At 65.1% G+C, this 19,145-nt stretch carries 16 protein-coding genes; 4 read left to right on the forward strand and 12 right to left on the reverse strand.

Annotated elements, in window-relative coordinates; translation table 11 throughout:
- Positions 1 to 87 precede the first annotated feature (87 nt).
- A complete protein-coding gene (gene rsmI / locus ABF648_RS02615) occupies positions 88 to 930 on the reverse strand; it encodes a 16S rRNA (cytidine(1402)-2'-O)-methyltransferase (RefSeq protein WP_415630778.1) in 843 nt (280 codons plus the stop codon).
- Positions 931 to 1,148: 218 nt separating this feature from the next.
- Between rsmI and ABF648_RS02620 the strand changes: the two genes are divergently transcribed.
- Positions 1,149 to 2,714 (forward strand): dolichyl-phosphate-mannose--protein mannosyltransferase, encoded by a 1,566-nt coding sequence (locus ABF648_RS02620; protein WP_415630779.1) that lies wholly within the window; start codon positions 1,149 to 1,151, stop codon positions 2,712 to 2,714.
- Positions 2,715 to 2,836: 122 nt separating this feature from the next.
- Here ABF648_RS02620 and rarD read toward each other — a convergent pair whose 3' ends face one another.
- Positions 2,837 to 3,739, reverse strand: coding sequence for an EamA family transporter RarD (gene rarD, locus ABF648_RS02625; RefSeq protein WP_415630738.1), 903 nt, complete (start codon positions 3,737 to 3,739; stop codon positions 2,837 to 2,839).
- Positions 3,740 to 4,105: 366 nt separating this feature from the next.
- On the opposite strand from rarD, the gene galK reads away from it, so the two are divergent.
- The 3 genes from galK (at position 4,106) to ABF648_RS02640 (ending at position 7,864) form a co-directional block, all read left to right on the forward strand.
- On the forward strand, positions 4,106 to 5,293 hold the full coding sequence (gene galK / locus ABF648_RS02630) for a galactokinase (protein ID WP_415630739.1): 1,188 nt from the start codon (positions 4,106 to 4,108) through the stop codon (positions 5,291 to 5,293).
- A gap of 82 nt (positions 5,294 to 5,375) precedes the next feature.
- Complete coding sequence (locus ABF648_RS02635; RefSeq protein ID WP_415630740.1) at positions 5,376 to 6,275, forward strand: ATP-binding cassette domain-containing protein; 900 nt, start codon at positions 5,376 to 5,378, stop codon at positions 6,273 to 6,275.
- Positions 6,272 to 7,864, forward strand: a complete 1,593-nt coding sequence (locus ABF648_RS02640) for an ABC transporter permease (RefSeq protein WP_415630741.1) — start codon at positions 6,272 to 6,274, stop codon at positions 7,862 to 7,864. The genes ABF648_RS02635 and ABF648_RS02640 overlap by 4 nt, the downstream gene beginning before the upstream one ends.
- 58 nt (positions 7,865 to 7,922) lie before the next feature.
- Here the strand turns inward: ABF648_RS02640 and ABF648_RS02645 are convergent, their stop codons facing one another.
- From ABF648_RS02645 to ABF648_RS02690, 10 genes are all read right to left on the reverse strand, one after another.
- Complete coding sequence (locus ABF648_RS02645) at positions 7,923 to 8,408, reverse strand: thiol-disulfide oxidoreductase DCC family protein (RefSeq protein ID WP_415630742.1); 486 nt, start codon at positions 8,406 to 8,408, stop codon at positions 7,923 to 7,925.
- The gene (locus ABF648_RS02650) at positions 8,405 to 9,349 is read right to left on the reverse strand and encodes a TIGR01777 family oxidoreductase (RefSeq protein ID WP_415630743.1); all 945 of its coding nucleotides are present in this window, start codon (positions 9,347 to 9,349) and stop codon (positions 8,405 to 8,407) included. Before ABF648_RS02650 ends, ABF648_RS02645 begins: the two co-directional genes overlap by 4 nt.
- Before the next feature lie 125 nt (positions 9,350 to 9,474).
- Complete coding sequence (locus ABF648_RS02655) at positions 9,475 to 12,939, reverse strand: DUF2126 domain-containing protein (RefSeq protein ID WP_415630744.1); 3,465 nt, start codon at positions 12,937 to 12,939, stop codon at positions 9,475 to 9,477.
- Between the two features lie 36 nt (positions 12,940 to 12,975).
- Entirely contained in the window at positions 12,976 to 13,194 is a 219-nt protein-coding gene (locus tag ABF648_RS02660) for a hypothetical protein (protein ID WP_415630745.1), read from the reverse strand.
- A 21-nt stretch (positions 13,195 to 13,215) separates the two neighbouring features.
- A complete protein-coding gene (locus ABF648_RS02665; RefSeq protein WP_415630746.1) occupies positions 13,216 to 15,030 on the reverse strand; it encodes a SufS family cysteine desulfurase in 1,815 nt (604 codons plus the stop codon).
- On the reverse strand, positions 15,017 to 15,967 hold the full coding sequence (locus ABF648_RS02670) for a family 2A encapsulin nanocompartment shell protein (protein ID WP_415630747.1): 951 nt from the start codon (positions 15,965 to 15,967) through the stop codon (positions 15,017 to 15,019). The genes ABF648_RS02665 and ABF648_RS02670 overlap by 14 nt, the downstream gene beginning before the upstream one ends.
- A 64-nt stretch (positions 15,968 to 16,031) precedes the next feature.
- Positions 16,032 to 17,225, reverse strand: a complete 1,194-nt coding sequence (moeB, locus tag ABF648_RS02675; protein ID WP_415630748.1) for a molybdopterin-synthase adenylyltransferase MoeB — start codon at positions 17,223 to 17,225, stop codon at positions 16,032 to 16,034.
- 5 nt (positions 17,226 to 17,230) lie between these two features.
- Complete coding sequence (locus tag ABF648_RS02680; RefSeq protein WP_415630749.1) at positions 17,231 to 17,536, reverse strand: MoaD/ThiS family protein; 306 nt, start codon at positions 17,534 to 17,536, stop codon at positions 17,231 to 17,233.
- Positions 17,537 to 17,540: 4 nt separating this feature from the next.
- Positions 17,541 to 18,038, reverse strand: a complete 498-nt coding sequence (locus ABF648_RS02685; protein ID WP_415630750.1) for a Mov34/MPN/PAD-1 family protein — start codon at positions 18,036 to 18,038, stop codon at positions 17,541 to 17,543.
- Positions 18,035 to 18,991 carry a PLP-dependent cysteine synthase family protein gene (locus tag ABF648_RS02690; RefSeq protein ID WP_415630751.1) on the reverse strand — a complete coding sequence of 319 codons (957 nt, stop codon included), beginning with the start codon at positions 18,989 to 18,991 and terminating at the stop codon, positions 18,035 to 18,037. Before ABF648_RS02690 ends, ABF648_RS02685 begins: the two co-directional genes overlap by 4 nt.
- Positions 18,992 to 19,145 lie beyond the last annotated feature (154 nt).

The raw sequence follows: 19,145 nt of genomic DNA on the forward strand, positions 1-19,145 counted from the left end.
CCTGTCGCGCCCAGGCAGATGCCGTACCAGGACTGATGGCCGCCGACATCGGCATGGTCAAGGCTGCAACAGCGGAAAACCGGTCCCTCAGGAGGACGCGCCGTCACGGCGGGCGATGGCCGCGCGGTACAGATCCTTGCGGCGCACCCCGGTCAGCGAGGCCACCTCCGAGACGCTGGAGCTGAGCGGCTCACCGGACTGGATCTTCTCGCTCACCATGTCGAGCGCGTCGGCCATGCCCTCACCTTCGCGCACCGTGTGCCCGGCGATGACCAGGGTGGTCTCGCCGCGGGCGTTTTCGCGCGCCCACTGGGTCAGCTGATCCAGGTTGCCGCGGATGATGTCCTCCCAGGGCTTGGTCAGCTCCCTGCACAGCACGCCGGCCCGGTCATGGCCAAAGGCCTTGGCGGCATCGGAGAGGAAGTCGGCCAGCCGGTGGGGCGCCTCGAAGAAGACCAGGGTGCGCGGCTCGGCCGCCAAGTCGGCGAGCCGCCGCCTGCGAGCGCCCCCGCTGCGAGGCAGGAAGCCCTCGAAGCAGAACCGGTCGCAGGGCAGCCCCGAGACCGCCAGTGCGGTGGTGACGGCGCTCGGCCCGGGCACCGAACTGACGGGCACAGCTGCCTCGACCGCGGCGTTCACCAGCCTGAATCCCGGATCGCTCACCGAGGGCATACCGGCATCGGTGGCCACCACCACGGTCTGGCCATTGAGCAACTCTGCGAGCAGTCCCGGGGTGCGTTCAGCTTCGTTGCCTTCGAAGTAGCTGACGATCCGGGCCCGGGTCTCGGTGCCGGTGCGGGCCAAGAGGGTCCGCAGCAGCCGGGTGTCCTCGGCGGCGATGACATCGGCCGTACGCAGCGCCTCGCACAGATCCGGCGAGGCCTGGGATGCGGCACCGATGGGGGTGCCGGCGAGCACGAGCCGGCCGATGGCGTCCCCAGGGGAGCTCGCGCCGAAGTCGCCTGCCTCACTGGTGGTGTCCACGCAGCGACGATAGCCGCCCGGCCAGCCTCCGGATGCTCCAGACCCAGGCCCCGACATTCGGGATCATGTGCCCAAAGGGTGCTCATGGCTGGGCCCCCTAGGATGGCGCCGTGAGTTTGCAGCCCATCGCCACCGGCGTGTCGTCATCCCGACAGTTCCGCGATGTGCTGCCCTCCACCGTCGACAAGCTGGACGACGGCGCCGTGCTGCGCCACGACGAACTGCGCAGCTGGATCATCACAGCCGCGCTGGTGGTGATCGGATTCCTCATCCGGCTGGTCAACCTCGGCAGGCCCAACCGGCTCGAATTCGACGAGACCTACTACGCGAAGGACGCCTGGTCGATCCTGCATTTCGGCTATGAACGCAGCTGGCCGTCCAATGCCGATCCGCAGATCGCCTCCGGAGTGACCGACATCTGGGAGCAGTCGGCGGAGTTCATCGTGCACCCCCAGCTGGGCAAGTGGCTCATCGCGCTGGGCGAGCATGCCTTCGGGATGAACTCCTTCGGCTGGCGTTTCGCCTCGTTGATCGCGGGTTCGCTGCTCATCGGAGCCGTCGTGCGGATGGCGCGCCGGCTGTCGCGTTCCACGCTCATCGGCGCCCTCGCCGGGCTGTTCATCGTGGTCGACGGGTTGAGCTTCGTGATGAGCCGGATTGCGCTGCTCGACATCTTCGAGGCCTTCTTCACAGTGGCTGCGGTGGGCACATGGCTGGCCGACCGGGACTGGTTCAGGCGCCACCTGGCCGATCATCTTCGCAGCAATGGTGCGCTGAATCTCGGTGGCTCCTACGGCCCGCTGCTGCTCTGGCGGCCATGGCGACTGGTGTCGGCACTGCTGTTCGGGTTGGCCTGCGGCTCGAAGTGGAATGCCATGTATGTGCTGGCCTGCTTCGCGGTGATGAGCATCGTGTTCGACTACCGGGCGAGGCTGACTGCCGGCGCCCGGCGCAAGGCCTGGTATTCGCTGTGGCGCGAGGGCGTGCCCGACGCGATCGTGATGGTTCTGCTGGCCGCTGGGGTCTACCTGGCCACATGGACGAGTTGGCTGCTCACCCAGGGCGGCTACGACCGGCAGTGGGGGGCTCAGCATCCCGATGATCCGCTGGTCAAGCTCATCGGTGCTCCGTTGGCCAGCCTGTGGCAGTACCACAAGGAGATTTACGGCTTCCACACCGGCACCTGGATCGCCCACCAGACCCACACCTATCAGGCCTATCCACTCGGCTGGCCCTTCGTGGGCCGAGTTATCGGCATCGACGCCGTCAACGACATCCAGCCCGGAGTGGATGGTTGCAAGGCTGTCGGAGACACCTGCCTGAGGGTCATCTCCGGGGTGGGAACGCCATTCCTGTGGTGGTTCGCCGCCATTGCAGTGATCGCCGGGCTGTTCTTCTGGATCGGCGGACGCGACTGGCGCTTCGGGGTGCCGCTCGTCGCGGCGGCGGCCACCTGGCTGGGCTGGTTCCCCAATGCCGACAGGCCCACCTTCTTCTTCTACGCGATCATGATCATCCCATTCACCGCAACGGTGCTCGCCATGGTGCTCGGCAAGGTGCTCGGGCCCTCGAACGCACCACCCGAGCGACGAAGAATCGGGGCCATCATCGTCACGGTGGTGGTGGTCATCGTCATTGCGAATTTCATGTTCATCTACCCGATCCTCACCGATCAACTGATGACCCGTCAGGGCTGGTTGCTGCGCATGTGGTTCCGCTCCTGGATCTGAGCTGGGCTGGTGCCCGCGCACCCTCCCACCGTCGACGGGCCGCTTGGATCCGCCGGCGGTACACCGCGTCAGATGACCACGGATGACCACGAGGTGGCCCGAGCCGCCTTTCTGGCAGCGAGTCAGGAGCGCCCGTGCCCGATTCGGCGGGCCGCGACGATGGAGTCGAGGGTGAACAGCGCGATGGCCGCCCAGATGAGCACGAAACCGATCCAGCGCTCCGTGGTCATGTGCTCTCCGAAGACCAGCCAGCCGATCAGGAACTGGATGGCCGGGCAGATGTATTGCAGGATTCCGATCATGGTGAGTGAGACACGCGCTGCGGAAGCCGCGAAGAGCAGCAGCGGTATCGCGGTGAGCGGACCGGCGAGGACCAATACCCAGCCATAGCCGGTGTGGAGGTTGGTCGTGAGTTCTCCCATTCCTGCCAGCACCACCAGCGAGATGATCGCGAAGGGAAGCACCGCGGCGGTCTCGAAGACCAGCCCGGTCAGAGGATCGGCAACCTGTCCGACCCTGTTCTTCACGAGGCCGTAGAACGCGAAGCTGATCGAGACGCCGAGCGCCACCCAGGGCACCTTGCCATAGCCCATCACCAGCACGAGAACCGCCAGCACACCGATTCCGTAAGCAACCAGCTGGCCGCGCCGCAACCGCTCCCCCAGCACGAAAACCCCCAGCAGGGTCGATATCAGCGGATTGATGAAATAGCCGAGCGCCGCATCGATGGTGCGCCCGCTGTTGACGCCCCACACATAGATCGTCCAATTGGTCGTCACCAGGGCTCCGCCAAGGGCTATGCCCCCGAGCAGACGCGGTCGGCGAATGACATCGCGCAGCCGGCCCCAGCGTCTCAGGAAGGCCACCAGGATGAGGCAGAAGACCAGCGAGAAGATGATCCGGTCGGCGATGATCTCAAAAGAATTGCTGCGCTGCAGGAACCGGAAGTACAGCGGGAAGCCGCCCCAGACGAGATAGGCGACCAGTCCGTAAATGACTCCCTTGCGTTCCTCAGCCTCAGACACCCCCAGATTGTGTCACTCGGGGAGGAGCTGCCGATCGCGGCAATGACTGTGGTGAGGCATCCGCGAACACCCGGTCGGGCTGGTTGTGCCGTTGGTCTGGGGAACACTCTGCGGCTGAGCTGTCCTTCACGCCGCTGCCACGTTCCCACAAACCGACACCGGTGCCGCCCGGTCGTGGATCAACAGCCTGGACACCCCCTACCGCCCCACTGCCGGAACCACGTCTCAGACAGGGGTTGCTCGAGATTCCTCAATCGGTAGATTCATCTCGAGGGACATGAAGGGCGCACCAGGGTGAGGCACCTCGTCCTCGGGGCCGTTGGACATGAGACATATTGCGGCGATGCCGCCGCACCGGGAGCAAGCATGGGAAACCTGGCTGAACAGGCGAAGCGTCGATTCGTGGAGATCTTCGGCCGTGAGCCCGCAGGTGTCTGGGCAGCCCCAGGCAGGGTCAATCTCATCGGTGAGCACACCGACTACAACGGCGGCCTGTGCCTGCCGATCGCCCTGCCGCAGCGCACCCACACTGCAGCCGCACCGCGCGAGGACGACATCGTGCGGGTGGCGTCCCTCGATTTCGAGGTGACCGAGCAGATCGATCTGGGCGAGGTGAGTCCCGGTGTTCCCGAGGGCTGGTTGGGCTATGTCGCCGGCACCGTGTGGGCGCTGCGCGAATTCGGGTTCGTGGTGCACGGCCTCGACATGGCGATCGCCTCGGACGTGCCCATCGGTGCGGGACTGTCCAGCTCGGCTGCTCTGGAGGCATCGGTGGGAGCCGCTGCCTCGGGTGTATTCGGGCTTGGGCTTCTCGACGACGACACACGGCGTCGCACCCTGGTAGATGCCTGCCGCCGGGCGGAGAACTACATCGTCGGAGTGCCGAGCGGTGGCCTGGACCAGACGGCCTCGATACTGTGCCATGCCGGAGATGCGCTGTGCATTGATTTCGGGCACGCTGCCCAGACCCAGCAGGTCCCGTTCCACCTGGCCTCGCACGGACTGTCGCTGCTCGTCATCGACACCCGAGCCGAACACGAGCTCATCGACGGGCAATACGCCGAACGGCGAGCCAGCTGCGAGCAGGCCGCAGCCGAACTCGACGTCGACCTGCTCGGCCAGATCGGCATCGACCAGCTCGATGCTGCCCTGAGCCGCCTGGACGATCCGGACATGGGACGGCGCGTGCGCCACGTCGCCACCGAGATCGATCGCGTCAAGCAGTGCTGTGCAGCCCTGCAGGCGAGCGACTTCGCGACGGTCGGTGCGCTGTTCAGCGCCTCGCACGCCTCGCTTCGCGACGACTACCAGGTGAGCTGCCCCGAGCTGGACACAGCGGTGGACACCGCCCTCAGCACCGGCGCGCTGGGCGCGCGCATGACCGGTGGAGGCTTCGGCGGCTCGGCCATCGCCCTAGCGCCGGCGGACCGTGCCGGTACGATCACCCGGGCTGTCAGGAAAGCATTCGTCGCCCGCCACTGGAGAACCCCGCATGTGTTCAGGGCCGAGGCCGCAGCGCCAGCACATCAGGTTGATCCGGCCGAGTTCCTGTAGGACAACGAATCCTTCGAGAAGTAATTCCCAAAGACGCCCGTGGCTGAGACCTCAGACCCGGTAGCTCCCTAACCTGGGTTCCATGAGCACGGCTCTGGAGACCACCGACCTGGTGAAGACTTTCGGCCATGTACGAGCCCTCGACGGCCTGAATCTCCACCTTGAGAAGGGCGAGATACACGGCTTCCTGGGCCCGAATGGGGCAGGCAAGTCCACTGCGATCCGCATTCTACTAGGGCTGATGCGCTCCGATTCGGGATCGGTCAGGGTGCTGGGCGCCGATCCTTGGCGCGACACCGGCATCCTCCGCCGAAAGCTCGGCTATGTGCCTGGCGAAGTCAGCCTGTGGCCCAATCTCACCGGCGGCGAGGTGATCGACCTGCTCGTGCGTCTGCAGGGCTCCCCAGACGCGAAGCGTCGAACCGAGCTGCTGGAACTGTTCGAACTCGATCCTTCGAAGAAATGCCGCAGCTACTCCAAGGGCAATCGTCAGAAAGTGGCACTGGTCGCAACGCTGGCCTGCCCAGCCGAGCTGTACGTCTTCGACGAGCCGACGTCCGGCCTCGATCCGCTCATGGAGGCCGCCTTCCAGCGCTGCGTCCGCGAGCTGCGCTCTGATGGCGCGACGGTGCTCCTCAGCTCCCACATCCTCAGTGAGGTCGAGGAACTGAGCGACAAGATCTCCATCATCAGGGCGGGACGAATCATCCGTTCGGCCACCTTGGACGAGATGCGATCCCTGCACACGACCCGCATCACCGCGACCCTGCGCGCACCCACCACACTGGATGGCCTCACCGGAATCAGTCAGCTGCACCAGGACGGCAACAGACTCACCTTCTCGGTCGATTCCGCCCAGCTGGATGCGGCCGTCGCAGTGCTGTCGCGTACCGGAGTGGTGTCGCTGGTCTGCGAACCTCCCAGCCTGGAGGAACTGTTCCTCAGCAGCTACGACGAGTCCGGCACCGGTGGTCCCCGATGAATCTCGGCGTACCCGTTCATCGGGTCCTGCTGCGACTGGCCTTGCGCCGCGATGCATTGATGATCGGCATCGTCACGGTGCTGATCTGGCTGATGAGCTACTACTCGGCCCGCACCACCCGCGACCTCTATCCCGATCAGAACGCCTTGGTGGCGGTCAATGCAGCAAGCAATGCCTCCGTCGGGGTGGTGGCGATGTACGGCCGCGTCCATGACCTCTCCTCCGCGGGCGGCATCGGTGCCAACAAGCTCGCGATGATCGACATGATCGCGCTGTCCTTCCTGGTCATCGCCGTGCTGCGTCGCCACACCCGCAGCGATGAGGAGACCGGACGCACCGAACTGCTCGGCGCGACCTCGGGAGTTCGGACGTGCGCGCTGCGCGTCTCGACAGCTCTCGCGGCCATCGTTTCGCTGGTCTGCGGGATCGGCACCGGTCTGTGCCTGTGGGCGGGCGGCTGGCAGGTCACAGGTTCGATGCTGCTGGGCCTGGCCCAGGCCGGAGTGGGGCTGAGCTCCACCGGTCTGGCTGCCGTCGCCATGCAGTTCTCCTCCAGCACGAGGACTTGCAGCATGTGGGCCTACGCGTGCCTGGCGCTGGCCTTCGTGCTGCGGATGATCGGCGATGTGGCGGCGAACCGCGGACTCAGCTGGTTGTCCTGGCTGTCACCCATCGGGTGGGCCCAGCAGGTGCGTCCCTATGACGGGGACCGCAGCTGGGTGCTCATGCTCCCCCTGGTCCTCTGCATTGCCCTGGTGATGCTGTCCCATGTGCTCAGCGGTCACCGCGACCTCGGGGCAGGGTTGGTTCCAGGGATCACAGGTACCCCCGATGGACGGATCGGCTCAGTCTTCGGCCTCGCGTGGAAGCTGCAGCAGGGAACCTTCCTGGGGTGGTTGCTGGCGTATCTGGGCTTCGGGGTGCTGGTGGGCGCGATCATGGGATCTCTGACCGGCCTGTTGGATGAGGGCAGCGAGCAACTCTTCCAGGCGCTGGGCGGTGCCGGCCATATGGGCGACCTCTACATCAGCCTGGTCACCTCTTTCGCCACCTTCGGAGCAGCCGCCTTCGGGGTGAGCAGCGTTCTGCAGCTGCGCGCAGAAGAAACGCGAGGACACCTGGAGGCGGTGCTCGCCCGACCGGTGACAAGGGTGCGTTTCGCCTGGTCGCATTTGTGGCTTGCCTTGGCCGGGCCGGTGCTGCTGCTTGCTGGACTTGGAGCGGCGCTCGCCACGGTGCACACTCTCGTGGGCGGCTCGACAGGCTGGTGGCGCGAGTTCTCACCCGGCCTGGTGATGCTGCCGGGTGTGTGGCTGCTGACCGCGCTGACACTGGCTGGCATCGCCTGGGTGCCCAGGGCCGAGTGGCTGGGCTGGGCGCTGCTCGGCTGGATGGTCGTCGTCCAGGAACTCGGCAGGCTGATGAAGTTCCCGCACTGGCTCATGCAGACCTCGCCCCTCGCGCTGCTGCCGAAGCTTCCGGTGGACGCGATGAATTGGGTGCCTGTTGTCTGGCTCTGCATCGCGTCAGCGGCAATGGTCGCGGTGGGTCTGGCGGGCTACCGGCGTCGCGACATTCCAGTTGGCTGACCAGTCCCCTGGCAGACAAGATCGCGAGGATCCATCTCGACCCGCCGCGGAATCAGGCTCACCGTGCACCTGGCCCACACATGGGACCACTGCCGGCACGCCCCGGCCGGGATGTGCCGGACGTGGCGGACGAACAACTACTCGATCCGCCCGCCACGGGCTCGCAGTCACCGGGATGCTGGTTGCACCACGGCGCCGCACCCGGCAGCAGATATCGATGGTTGGCGACCCACTGGTAGACCTTCTCCTGCACCTGGTGGACGCCGGGCAACCGGTGCACCGCGCTGCAGACACGCACTCCGAGCGCGGCATCGAGCACGAGGCTGATGGCGGCTGCTCCCGATGACCGCCGGCCGGATCTGAACGCCCACACCGTGCTCCGGATATCGGCCTCGGTCAAGCCAAAACGATCCTGGACTCCTGCTCTCTGCGCCGGGTGAAGCCGGACCCGCGAATGCCTGTCACGTCGCGCGATCCACATCACACAGCGTGTGCAAAAGCCGCACTGACCGTCGAAGACCAGATCGACGGCGGAAGAGTTCACGATTGCGGCGCGGTCTGAGCAGCGCCGTCGGCCACCGTGGTGTCCTGGAATCGGTAGCCGTCTTCCAGCAGCTTGACCGGCACGGCGTACTGGTCGGCGAGCAGCAAATCCCGGGCCGCGTCACCGAGAACCGCGGTGAGCACGGGCCGCGGGACAGGTAGCAGATAGGGACGATGCATCTGCTCGGCCAGCTCCCGGCCAAGATCCGCCGCTGTGGTGCGCGCCGGCGCTGCCAGATTCACCGGTCCCTCCACCTGGGAGCCGAGCACATGCGCGATGGCGCCCACCTCATCGCGCAGCGTGATCCATGGCCAGACCTGACGTCCGGTACCCAAGGGCCCGGAGACACCGAGCCAGGTCAGCAGACGCAGGATGCCGGCAACCCCCAGGCTGCTGAGCACGCTCCTGGGCTTCGTGAAATCGGGCGTACCGCTGGGCGCCAGCACAATCCCGGTACGCACCCGCACCACGCGCACCTGCGGCGGGGCCGTCACGGCGATGCCCTCCCAGCGCTGCGCGACATCGGCGAGGAAACCCGCCCCCGGAGCCGCGGACTCGTCGAGAGTCTCACCGGGGCGATCGCCGTAGTAGCCAACCGCCGACGCGTTGACAAGGGTTTTCGGGCCCTCACCGGTGCCGTCGAGCTGGCGCAGTGCCGCGACGAGTGTTCCCGTGGTCTCGATGCGGGAGTCGAGGATCTCCCGGCGCGTCGAGGATGTCCACGGCAGATTCGCGATGGGCGCCCCTGACAGATTCACCAGCGCGTCCACATCGGCGAGGGTCTGCGGATCGAGCGGCTCGCTGCCAGGCGACCACTGCCGCTCGTCCTCGCCGTTCGGCGGGTGCCTCACCAGACGCACCACCTCATGCCCGTCGGCCTTGAGCCGCTCGGTCAGTGCCCGGCCCACCAGGCCGCTTGCCCCACTGATGATGACACGCATCGGCTTCTCCCCACGATCGTCGGTTCTCCCCGGTCAGGCCCACCTCACGATGGTGTGACGCGGGCCTGAACCATGGCCCCTGCTGACGCGGATGCCCAGCACCCACTGTGCTCAGGACTGAGTGCTCAGCGATGGCCGCGGTCGAAACGGCGTAGGTCAAGGGTAGTCGGGAACTCCCGCCGCTCCGGGCCGAGCAATGCATCAGCTGACGGCCAGCTCGACATGTCGACCGGATCGGCGGAATGCCCGATCACTTCGAAGCGGCTCGCCCTGCGCGCCTCGGCGGACTGGGCGTTCACCGGGTAGCTGTCGTAGTTGCGCCCGCCCTGGTGGACAACGTGATAGCTGAATCGTCCGATGGCGAGACCGTTCCAGCGGTCGACGAGTTCGAAGGTGAGTGGCGAGTGAATTCCGATCGTGGGGTGAAGCGCCGAGGGCGGCGCCCAGGCGCGATAGCGGATGCCGGCGACCTTGGCGCCCACCTCTTCGGCGGCGGGCTTGCCGATCCCCCAGCCAACGCCGGGAGCGGTGGTCATCGGCAGCGGAACGCCGTTGCAGGTGACGACATGACGCCCCTCGATGAGCCCGGTCGCTGCCACCTGCACGCGCTCGACCGAGGAATCCACGTACCGCGAAGTACCTGACAGCGAGATCTCCTCGCCGAGCACCTGCCATGGTTCGACCGCCGTGCGCAGCTCCAGGTGAACGCCGTCGAAGTCGGCCTCGCCGAGTCGCGGGAAGCGGAACTCCAGGAAGGGTTCGAACCAGCGCTCCTCGAAGCGAGGGGCATCGGGTGTGCTGCGGGCCAGGAAGCGGTTGAGGTCGGCCACCACATCGCGCAGGTCCGCCGCAGCGAAACTCGGCAGCAGGAAGCGGTCGTGCAGTGCCGTGCCCCAGCGCACCAGCGGCAGGGTGCACGGCTCCTCCCAGAACCAGGCGAGCAGGGTGCGCACCAGCAGCGCCTGCACCAGCGACATCTGGGGATGTGGTGGCATCTCGAAGCCGCGCATCTCGAGCAGCCCGAGGCGTCCGCGGTCACCGGCCGGGCTGTAGAGCTTGTCGATGCAGAATTCTGCGCGGTGGGTGTTGCCGGTGAGATCGGTGAGCAGGTGACGGAAGATCCGGTCGGTCAGCCAGGGCCGGGAGACCTCCCTCGGCTCATCGTCGTCGTCCGCCCGGAGCGCCTCCACCTCAGCCAGCACGGCCGACTCATCGGCCAGCAGCCGATCGAGTTCGTGGAAGGCGATCTCGAGCTCGTAGAGGGTTTCAGCGCGCCCCTCGTCCACGCGTGGAGCCTGGCTGGTGGGGCCGATGAAGCGCCCGGAAAACACATATGACAAGGAAGGATGCAGTTGCCAATAGGTGACCAGCGAGCGCAGCAGGTCTGGCCGGCGCAGTACCGGGGAGTCCCTCGGGGTGGGTCCGCCCAGCGTGATGTGGTTGCCGCCGCCGGTGCCCGTGTGAGTGCCGTCCAGGTCGAACTTCTCGGTGGTCAGCCCCGCCGTGTGAGCGTCCTCGAAGAGGGTACGGGTCAGTTCGGACAGTTCATCCCAGGTGTGCGTGGGGTGCACGTTCACCTCGATGACGCCAGGATCAGGGGTGACGGTGATGGTGCGGGTGCGAGGGTCCCCGGGCAATGGATAGCCCTCCAGGACGATGGGCAGTCCGAGTTCGGTGACCGCACCCTCCACTGCACCCAGCAGTTCCAGGGCATCCTCAAGACGCTCGACCGGGGGCAGGAAGCAGAACAAGTGCCCGCCGCGTTCCTCGACGACCAGAGCGGTGCGGGGTGCATCCTCGATCGGGACGACCTTTGCCGGCGCAACAGCCGCGCCATCACCCAGCACTCGCTGCAGCGCCTCGCGCTCCTCGAAGGCGCTGCGCTCAGGTTCGACGGGCGGATCTCCCCAGGCAAGCGAGCCCAGTGGCAACCGGAGGCCAACCGGGGAAGTGCCAGGGGTGCAGATCAGCTGGCGCCGCCGGGTGCGCCAGGTGGTGGTGGCGAAGCCTCCGTCGTCGGGATCGATGAAGACAGGCACCACATAGGCCTGGGGATTGCCGATGTACTCATGGTCGAGCTGATCCAGGAGGCCAGCGCGCTCCTCATCGGAGTCCAGGGGCTCCTCGTCGGGATCGGGGTCGATGCTCGGGGGCTCCCCGGTAGGCTTCTGGGCCTCATCCAGGGCTCGGCTCACCGCGTCGTTGTATGCGGGCAGGATGTGGCTGGGACCGATACCCAGCCGGGCCGCCACGTGCTCGGCGAAGCTGCTCATCGCCTTCTGGCGATCGGCGGAGATCACCTCGTGCGGTGCGCTCCAGGGGCGGTCGAGCAGATCCTGGTGACGCCAGATGGGGTTGCCGTCAAGGCGCCAGGTGAGGCCCAGCTGCCATCGCGGCAGGGGCTCACCCGGGTACCACTTGCCCTCGCCGAACTGGACCAGTCCGTTCGGAGCCCAGCGGTCCTGCAGCAATTCGGACAGTTTGTGCGCCAGCTTGCGTTTCTCCGGGCCGTCTGCGGCGCCCTCCCACTGCGGGGAGTCGGTGCCCGCGGCGGATACGAAGGTCGGCTCGCCACCCATGGTGAGCCTCACGTCGCCGTTGTCCAGCAGCGTGTCGACATGATGACCGAGCGCATCGACCCGAGCCCACTCCTCAGGGCTGTAGGGCAGGGTGACGCGGGCGTCCTCGTGCACGCGGCGGACAGAATTGGAGAAGGTGAACTCGACACCGACCGGGTCCGTGGAACCGGTGATGGGTGCAGAGGATTCCGGGGTGGGCGTCGCCGACAGGGGGATGTGCCCCTCCCCTGCGAACAGCCCCGAGGTGGCGTCCAGGCCCACCCATCCCGCGCCGGGGACGTAGACCTCGGCCCAGGCATGCAGATCGGTGAAGTCCTGCTTGGGTCCGTCGAGCTTGTCATCGCTGGTCAGCTGGACGAGATAGCCGGACACGAAGCGTGCTGCCAGGCCGAGTTGGCGAAGCACCGAGACGAGCAGCCAGGCCGAGTCACGGCAGGAGCCGATGGCCTTGCCCAAGGTCGTATCGGGTGTCTGGACACCCGGCTCCATACGGACGTCATAGTTCACCGCCCTGTACACGGCCCGATTCACCTCGACGAGGAAGTCGACAATGCCCATCTGGTCTAGTTCGCCGCGAGGAACCGAAATATTGTCGGCCAGCCACTGAGTCACTTTCGGCCCGGGGCCACTGCCCGGGCCGCTCTCATCAACGGGAGCAAGATAGGGCGCCAATTCGGCGCGCAATCGCGGCGGATAGCTGAAGGGGAAGTGCTCGGCGTAGGACTCGACAAAGAAGTCGAAGGGGTTGATCACTGTCATGTCGGCGATCAACGAGACGTGGACGGACAGCTCGCTGACGGGCTCGGGGAAGACCAAACGCGCCAGATAGTTGCCGAACGGATCCTGTTGCCAATTGAGGAATCGGTTCTCCGGCTTCACATCGAGGGAGTAGGAGAGGATCGGTGTCCGGCAGTGCGGCGCCGGGCGGAGTCTCAATACATGCGGGTGCACCTTGACCGGATGATCGAACGAGTAGGTGCTCAGGTGATCGATGGCAACGCGGATGCTCACCCGCCCAAATCTAGAGCGAATCACGCAGCATCCGTGTCACTGCCCGAAGCCAAAGACGGCGAATTTTACCTCAAGACCGTCGTGACGGCGCTGACCAGAGGGCCAGCCCTCGGCCAACTCCACGTTGCCCACCTGATCCGAGCGAAGAGCACAGCTGGTGCACGGCACATCGGTGTTCGCCCGCTCTGTGCGGCGCCCTCCGTACCGGCGGGCCAGCACGTCCTCCCGCGCCCTCACCGGTACGGCGTGCCGCACCGAATGGATCAACCATTCTGGTCAGCGCTGAACCGCCAGCCTGGCGACGACATTCCCGAGGGCATCGAGTTCTTCGCAGGTGTTGTAGAAGGCCAGCGAGGGCCGCACCGTGGCCTCGAGGCCATAGTGACGCAGCACGGGCTGCGCGCAGTGGTGCCCGGCACGCACGGCGATCCCCTCATGACTCAGGGCCTGGCCGACCTCTTCCACTGGATGTCCGTCCAGCACGAAACTGAGAATGGAGGCCTTCTGGGTTGCAGTCCCGACCAAGTGAACACCTGGGATGGACGAGAGCACCTGGGTGCCGTAGCTGAGCAGGAAGTGCTCATATGCAGCGATGTTCTCGATGCCGATGCTGCTCACATAGTCCAGTGCGGCGCCCAAGCCAACTGCGTCCGCGATTGTCCCAGTCCCGGCCTCGAACTTGGCCGGCGCCTTCTGGTAGATGGTCTTCTCGAAGGTGACGTCGGCGATCATGTTGCCGCCACCTTGATAGGGCTCGGCGGCGTCGAGCAGTTCCCTCTTGCCGTAAACCCCACCGACCCCAGTTGGTCCGAAGATCTTGTGGCCGGAGAAGACCACGAAATCAGCATCCAGGGCAATGACATTCAGCGGGATGTGAGGGATCGACTGAGCCGCATCCAGCAGGGTCGGTACGCCATGGGCATGCGCTGTGGCGATGAGCTCCGCCGCCGGGGTGATCGTACCGAGGGCGTTCGAGACATGTGCGAACGCAGCAAAACGAGTCCGCGGAGTGAACAGTTTCGCGTACTCGTCAAGCAGGATCTGCCCGGAATCGTCCAGCGGGGCCACCTTGATGACAGCACCAGTCTCTGCCGCGATGATCTGCCAGGGCACGATGTTCGCGTGGTGTTCGAGCAAGGTGAGGATGATCTCGTCACCTGGGGCGAGCCTCGGCTTGACGAAGGACCGCGCAATGAGGTTGATACCTTCGGTGGCCCCTCTGACGAAGACAATGTTGTCCGAGGACCCGGCGCCAATGAAATCGGCGACGGCCTGTCGGGCACCTTCATATGCGTCGGTGGACCGGGCAGCCAGCTCGTGAGCGGCTCGATGGACGTTCGAATTCTCGTGCTCGTAGTAGTGCACGAGCCGGGCGATGACCGCGCGCGGGTGCTGAGTTGTGGCCGCATTGTCCAGCCACACCAGCGGCTTGCCGCTCACCTGCTCGGACAGGATGGGGAAATCAGCGCGGATCGAATCGATGCTGCGGGTACCGATGTATCCAGGATGACGTGCCGGGACGGATGTTCCTGGCTGCCCCTGGTTCCCTCCTGCTGACTGGCGATCGGATTGCCCGACCTGGATGAGCCGCGGGGTGTATCCGGCATCGGGCTGCGTGGCCTTGCTGGACACCGGGACGGAACCATCACCCTCGCCGTATCCGATGAGGCTGCCCGACTCGGGCCAGCCCGGCACTGAAGACGCTCCTGCCAGCGGAAGCGAGGATTCCTGGCCTGCCGCTGGCTGGGCATGACCATCGGACCAGCCGGGCGCAGAAAGATTCTCCGCAGCGGGTCGATAGGCCTCGACCGGGGTTGTCACCGCACCAACGGGCGCCCCTCCGCCGGTAGCTGTCTGTGCATAGGAGTTGGCGACGCCCGGAGTACCGGTGCGCGTCGCAGGGGGATTGACATCCCCCGCCTCTACGGGAGCCGATGCTGCACCTGTCGGAAGCTGACCACCGGACTGACCCACCGGAATCCTGGTACCGCCCTTGAGCAGGGCAGGATCACTGAATTCGGGGAAGAGACTCCCCGCCAGCAGACCGATCTGGGTGGCGAGCGGAGTGTCGGACCACTCACTCGTAGTCATAGTAGTCACCGACCTCGACGTCCTCGAGGACCGCGAGGGCGTCATCGGCCAGGATGGCCGCAGAGCAGTACAGCGACAGCAGGTAGCTGGACAGGCCGTCGTCGTTCACACCGCGGAGCCGGACCGACAGGCCACGGGACTGCTCCCTCACCAGACCGGTCTGGTAGAGCCCGACCACGCCGCGCTTGGCCTCACCGGTGCGCACCAGAAGAATATTCGTCTTGCCAGACTTCGATGTGGGGTTCTTGAGTCCGTCCACGAAGAGCTTGTCGGTGGAGATGATGGGCACACCGCGCCAGGTGAGGAAGGTACCGCCGAGCAGGTTGACCGTCACCGGAGGAACACCACGCTTGGTTGCTTCGCGTCCGAAAGCGGCGATGGCGCGCGGGTGGGCCAGGAAAAAACTCGGCTCCTTCCACACCTTGGTCAGCAATTCGTCCAGGTCATCGGGAGTCGGGGCACCGTAGCGCGGCTCGACGCGCTGGGAATCGGCCACGTTCTTCAGCAGGCCGTAGTCGTCGTTGTTGATGAGCTGCGACTCCTGGCGCTCCTTGAGTGATTCGATGGCGAGGCTGATCTGGGTGGCGGTCTGATCGAAAGGAGAACTGAAGATATCGGTAACTGCGGTGTCCACATTAATGATGGTGGCGATCGAATTCAGCTCATATTCACGGGGTTCAGTGACATAGTCAACAAATCCCTGAGGAATATCCCGCTGGTCAGGATCCCGGCTGCACAGCACATCGAGCGGAGTATCGCCTTCCACCACCTTGTTCACCCGATACAGACCTGTTTCCAGGCCCTTGAATTCGAGAAAATGGGTGAGCCAGCGTGGCGTGAGCGCGCCGAACTGCGGCGGCGTCTTGGTTACATTGGCAAGGTTATACGCCGCTGAACGAGACAGCGCGACAGGAGTGGTGGAATCGGATTCAGACATCTTGGGACCTTTCGCAGAGAACTCTCCCGAACTCATCCGGTCGGAATCATCGGGTGGACCATGGTTATGCCACGCGCGAATGTGACCGAGCACTTTCTTCCGCTGAGAAATTATCTCGCCACGCAGACACACCGCCAATCAAATTGAACATTTTCCCCGTGTACCCCGCACGGTTGAGCGCCCTGATCGCAAAAACCGAGCGCTGCCCAATGCTGCACAAGAACACCAGATCGACACTGGTATCGAACTCCTTGCGCCGGCGCACGAGCTGTCCGTAGGGGATGGCCTTTGCGCCAGGGAATGGAGCGAAACTGCGCTCGTGGGGTTCGCGGATGTCAATCAGCTGAAGTTTCTCCCCGGCATCGAGGCGGGACTTCAGCTCGCTGACCTCAAGCCCCTCGACGGCAGTCGTCTCCTCGTGCCTGCCGAGCCCGCAGAACTGCTTGTAATCGATGAGTTCGGTGACGCTGGGGTGCGCGCCGCAGACCGGGCAAGCAGGGTTCTTGGCGATCTGGACTTCGCGGAAATGAGTGCCCCAGGCCTCGACGAGTAGCAGCCGCCCGATCAGTGGCTCTGCACCGCCGATGAGCAGCTTCAGCACTTCTGTCGCCTGAAGCACTCCTACCAGTCCTGGAAGCACACCCAGGACACCACCCTCCGAGCAGGAAGGAGTGAGTTCCGGTGGCGGGGGCGTCGGGTAGAGGCAGCGATAGCAGGGGCCGTGCCTGGAATCGAAGACCGTCACGTGGCCATCGAACTGGTACACCGAGCCATACACGACCGGCTTGCCCAGGAAGACCGCAGCATCGTTGACCAGGTAACGGGTCGGGTAGTTGTCTGTCCCGTCCGCGATGATGTCGTAGTCCCCGATGATGGAGAGCGCGTTCTCGCTGGTCAGGGCCACCTGATGGGTGATCACCTTGACCTTGGGATTGATGGCCCGGATGCTGTCCCTCGCGGATGCGGTCTTCGGCCTGCCGATGTCGCGAGTGGAATGGATGATCTGGCGCTGCAGATTCGAGGCCTCGACATTGTCGAAGTCGACCAGGCCGATGGTACCGACGCCAGCGGCCGCAAGATAGAGTGCCAAAGGTGCTCCCAGTCCGCCGGTCCCGACGATGAGCACGCGTGCGGCCTGCAGTCTCTGCTGGCCCTCTGAGCCGACCTCTGGCAGCAGGATGTGGCGGCTGTAGCGTTCGTTGTCGTCCTGGCTGAGCGTTTCGCGGCGTTCGTCGGGAATGATGGAATCGACTGTCATGGCAGTTACCTCACGGCCCGGAAGTTGATGGTGTCCGGCGCGCCGCCGGCGATGGCAGGAACCAGCACGATGGTGCTGCCCGGGAACACCGGCGTGTCGGTACCCTGGAGCGAACGGATGTCGGTGTCGCCGACAAATACATTGACGAAGCTGCGCAGATCGCCGTTCTCGTCCAAAATGTGTGGCGCCAGGTCTGGGTAGGCAGCCGATAGACTCGCCACCACTTCCCCGACACTCGAGCCCTCCAGACTCAGCTCAGACTTGCGGTCCGTGAAGGGCCGCAGGACTGACGGGATGGTTACGGTTGCCATTGAATTACTCCTCGTTCGCTGAACTGTGTGCTGCTGTGTTGGCGGAGCCTTGTGTTGTCTCACCGAGATCGGCCTCGAGGTGGAATGCCGATCGATCCAGGGCGAGTGTCCAGCTCTGTGTTCTGACGGCCCTCGGTGAGGCCCAGATCTTGCCCTCGACGGCCGTGATGATGTAGCTGAGGCCGGGAAATGCGTGGTCGCGGTCGTAGTCGGAAGGCACCGAGGGGTGGTCGGGGTGGGAGTGGTAGAAACCGACGATGTCGAGCCCCAGCTCGCCCGCGCGCCGCTCTGCGTCCAGATAGTCCCGGGGTGTGATGACAAACCGGTGGTACTGCTCCCCTGATTCTCGTGAATTGCCCAAGGGCAATTCACGAGTGACAACCCGGGGCTGCGTGCTGGATACCGGGAGCGCGCCGAGAAGCACCCCGCAAGCCTCATTCGGATAATCGCGGACACCGTGCGCATGGATCCGCGCAAGAATTGCGCCGTCGATGGAGATCAATGGGAATCCTCCGTTTCATCCCAGAATCTGTCGCCGAGGTATCGCGTGCCGGAGTCGGGCAGCACCGTCACGACAGTCGATCCGGGCGGCAGATTCTGGGCAAGATCGAGACTGGCTGCCACATTCGCCCCGGAACTGACACCGCAGAACAGGCCTTCCCGGCGCGCAAGCTGCCGCGTCATCGCGTAGGACGCCTCAGTGGAGATGGGCTTCACCTCATCGATGAGGGATTCGTCGAGAATGGACGGCCGGATGGTCGATGCCATGTGCTTGGTGCCCTCGATGCCGTGCAAGGGTGAGTCCGGCTGGACTGCGATGGTACGAATCCGCGGATTCTCATGTTTGAGTCGCCGTGCGGAGCCGGTGAATGTACCAGAGGTACCCATCGCAGCCACGAAGTGCGTCACCTCACCGTGCGTCTGGTCCCATATCTCGGCACCGGTGCCAAGCTCGTGGGCCCTGGGATTGGCCGGGTTGTTGTACTGGTCGGGGTAGAAGTACCGCGCGGGGTGTTTAGCGACGATCTCGCGGACCGCGAGGAAGGCGCCGTCTGAACCCTCAGCCGCACTCACATCGTCGATCACCGTGGCATCGCAATCCCGCATGATCGCCTTGCGCTCCGGGCTTGTGTTCTCCGGCATCACCAGCGACACCGGCACTCCGATGGCGGCACCGATCATCGCCAGCGCGATCCCGGTGTTCCCGCTCGTGGCATCGATAATTGTGGGAATCCCAGTGGAAGTCGTGGAGCCGAGCGCCGAGGAGACCGGTAAATGCCCGCTCTGCATGCCGTCAAGGATCATGCCGGCCGCGGCCCGGTCCTTGACAGAACCGCCAGGATTCATGAACTCCGCTTTAGCGTAAACCCGCACACCCTCCGGGAGGGTACCGAGACGGGTCAGCTGGAGCAGGGGAGTGCGCCCGACCAGAGAGAATATGGGTGGAAGAACCACGATGACAGGATGTCCTCACGTGTGAATGGGGTGACGTACCTTCAGAAAACCGCAAAAGGCGGGTGAAGGGTCACCGACAACACACGGTCACAGCGCAGCGCACCGCAGGTGCGGCCTCAAGCTGTGACTGGGACATGGCGGCAGTGCATCACAG

Source organism: Propionibacterium sp. (genome assembly GCF_047719395.1).
Lineage (GTDB): Bacteria > Actinomycetota > Actinomycetes > Propionibacteriales > Propionibacteriaceae > Propionibacterium.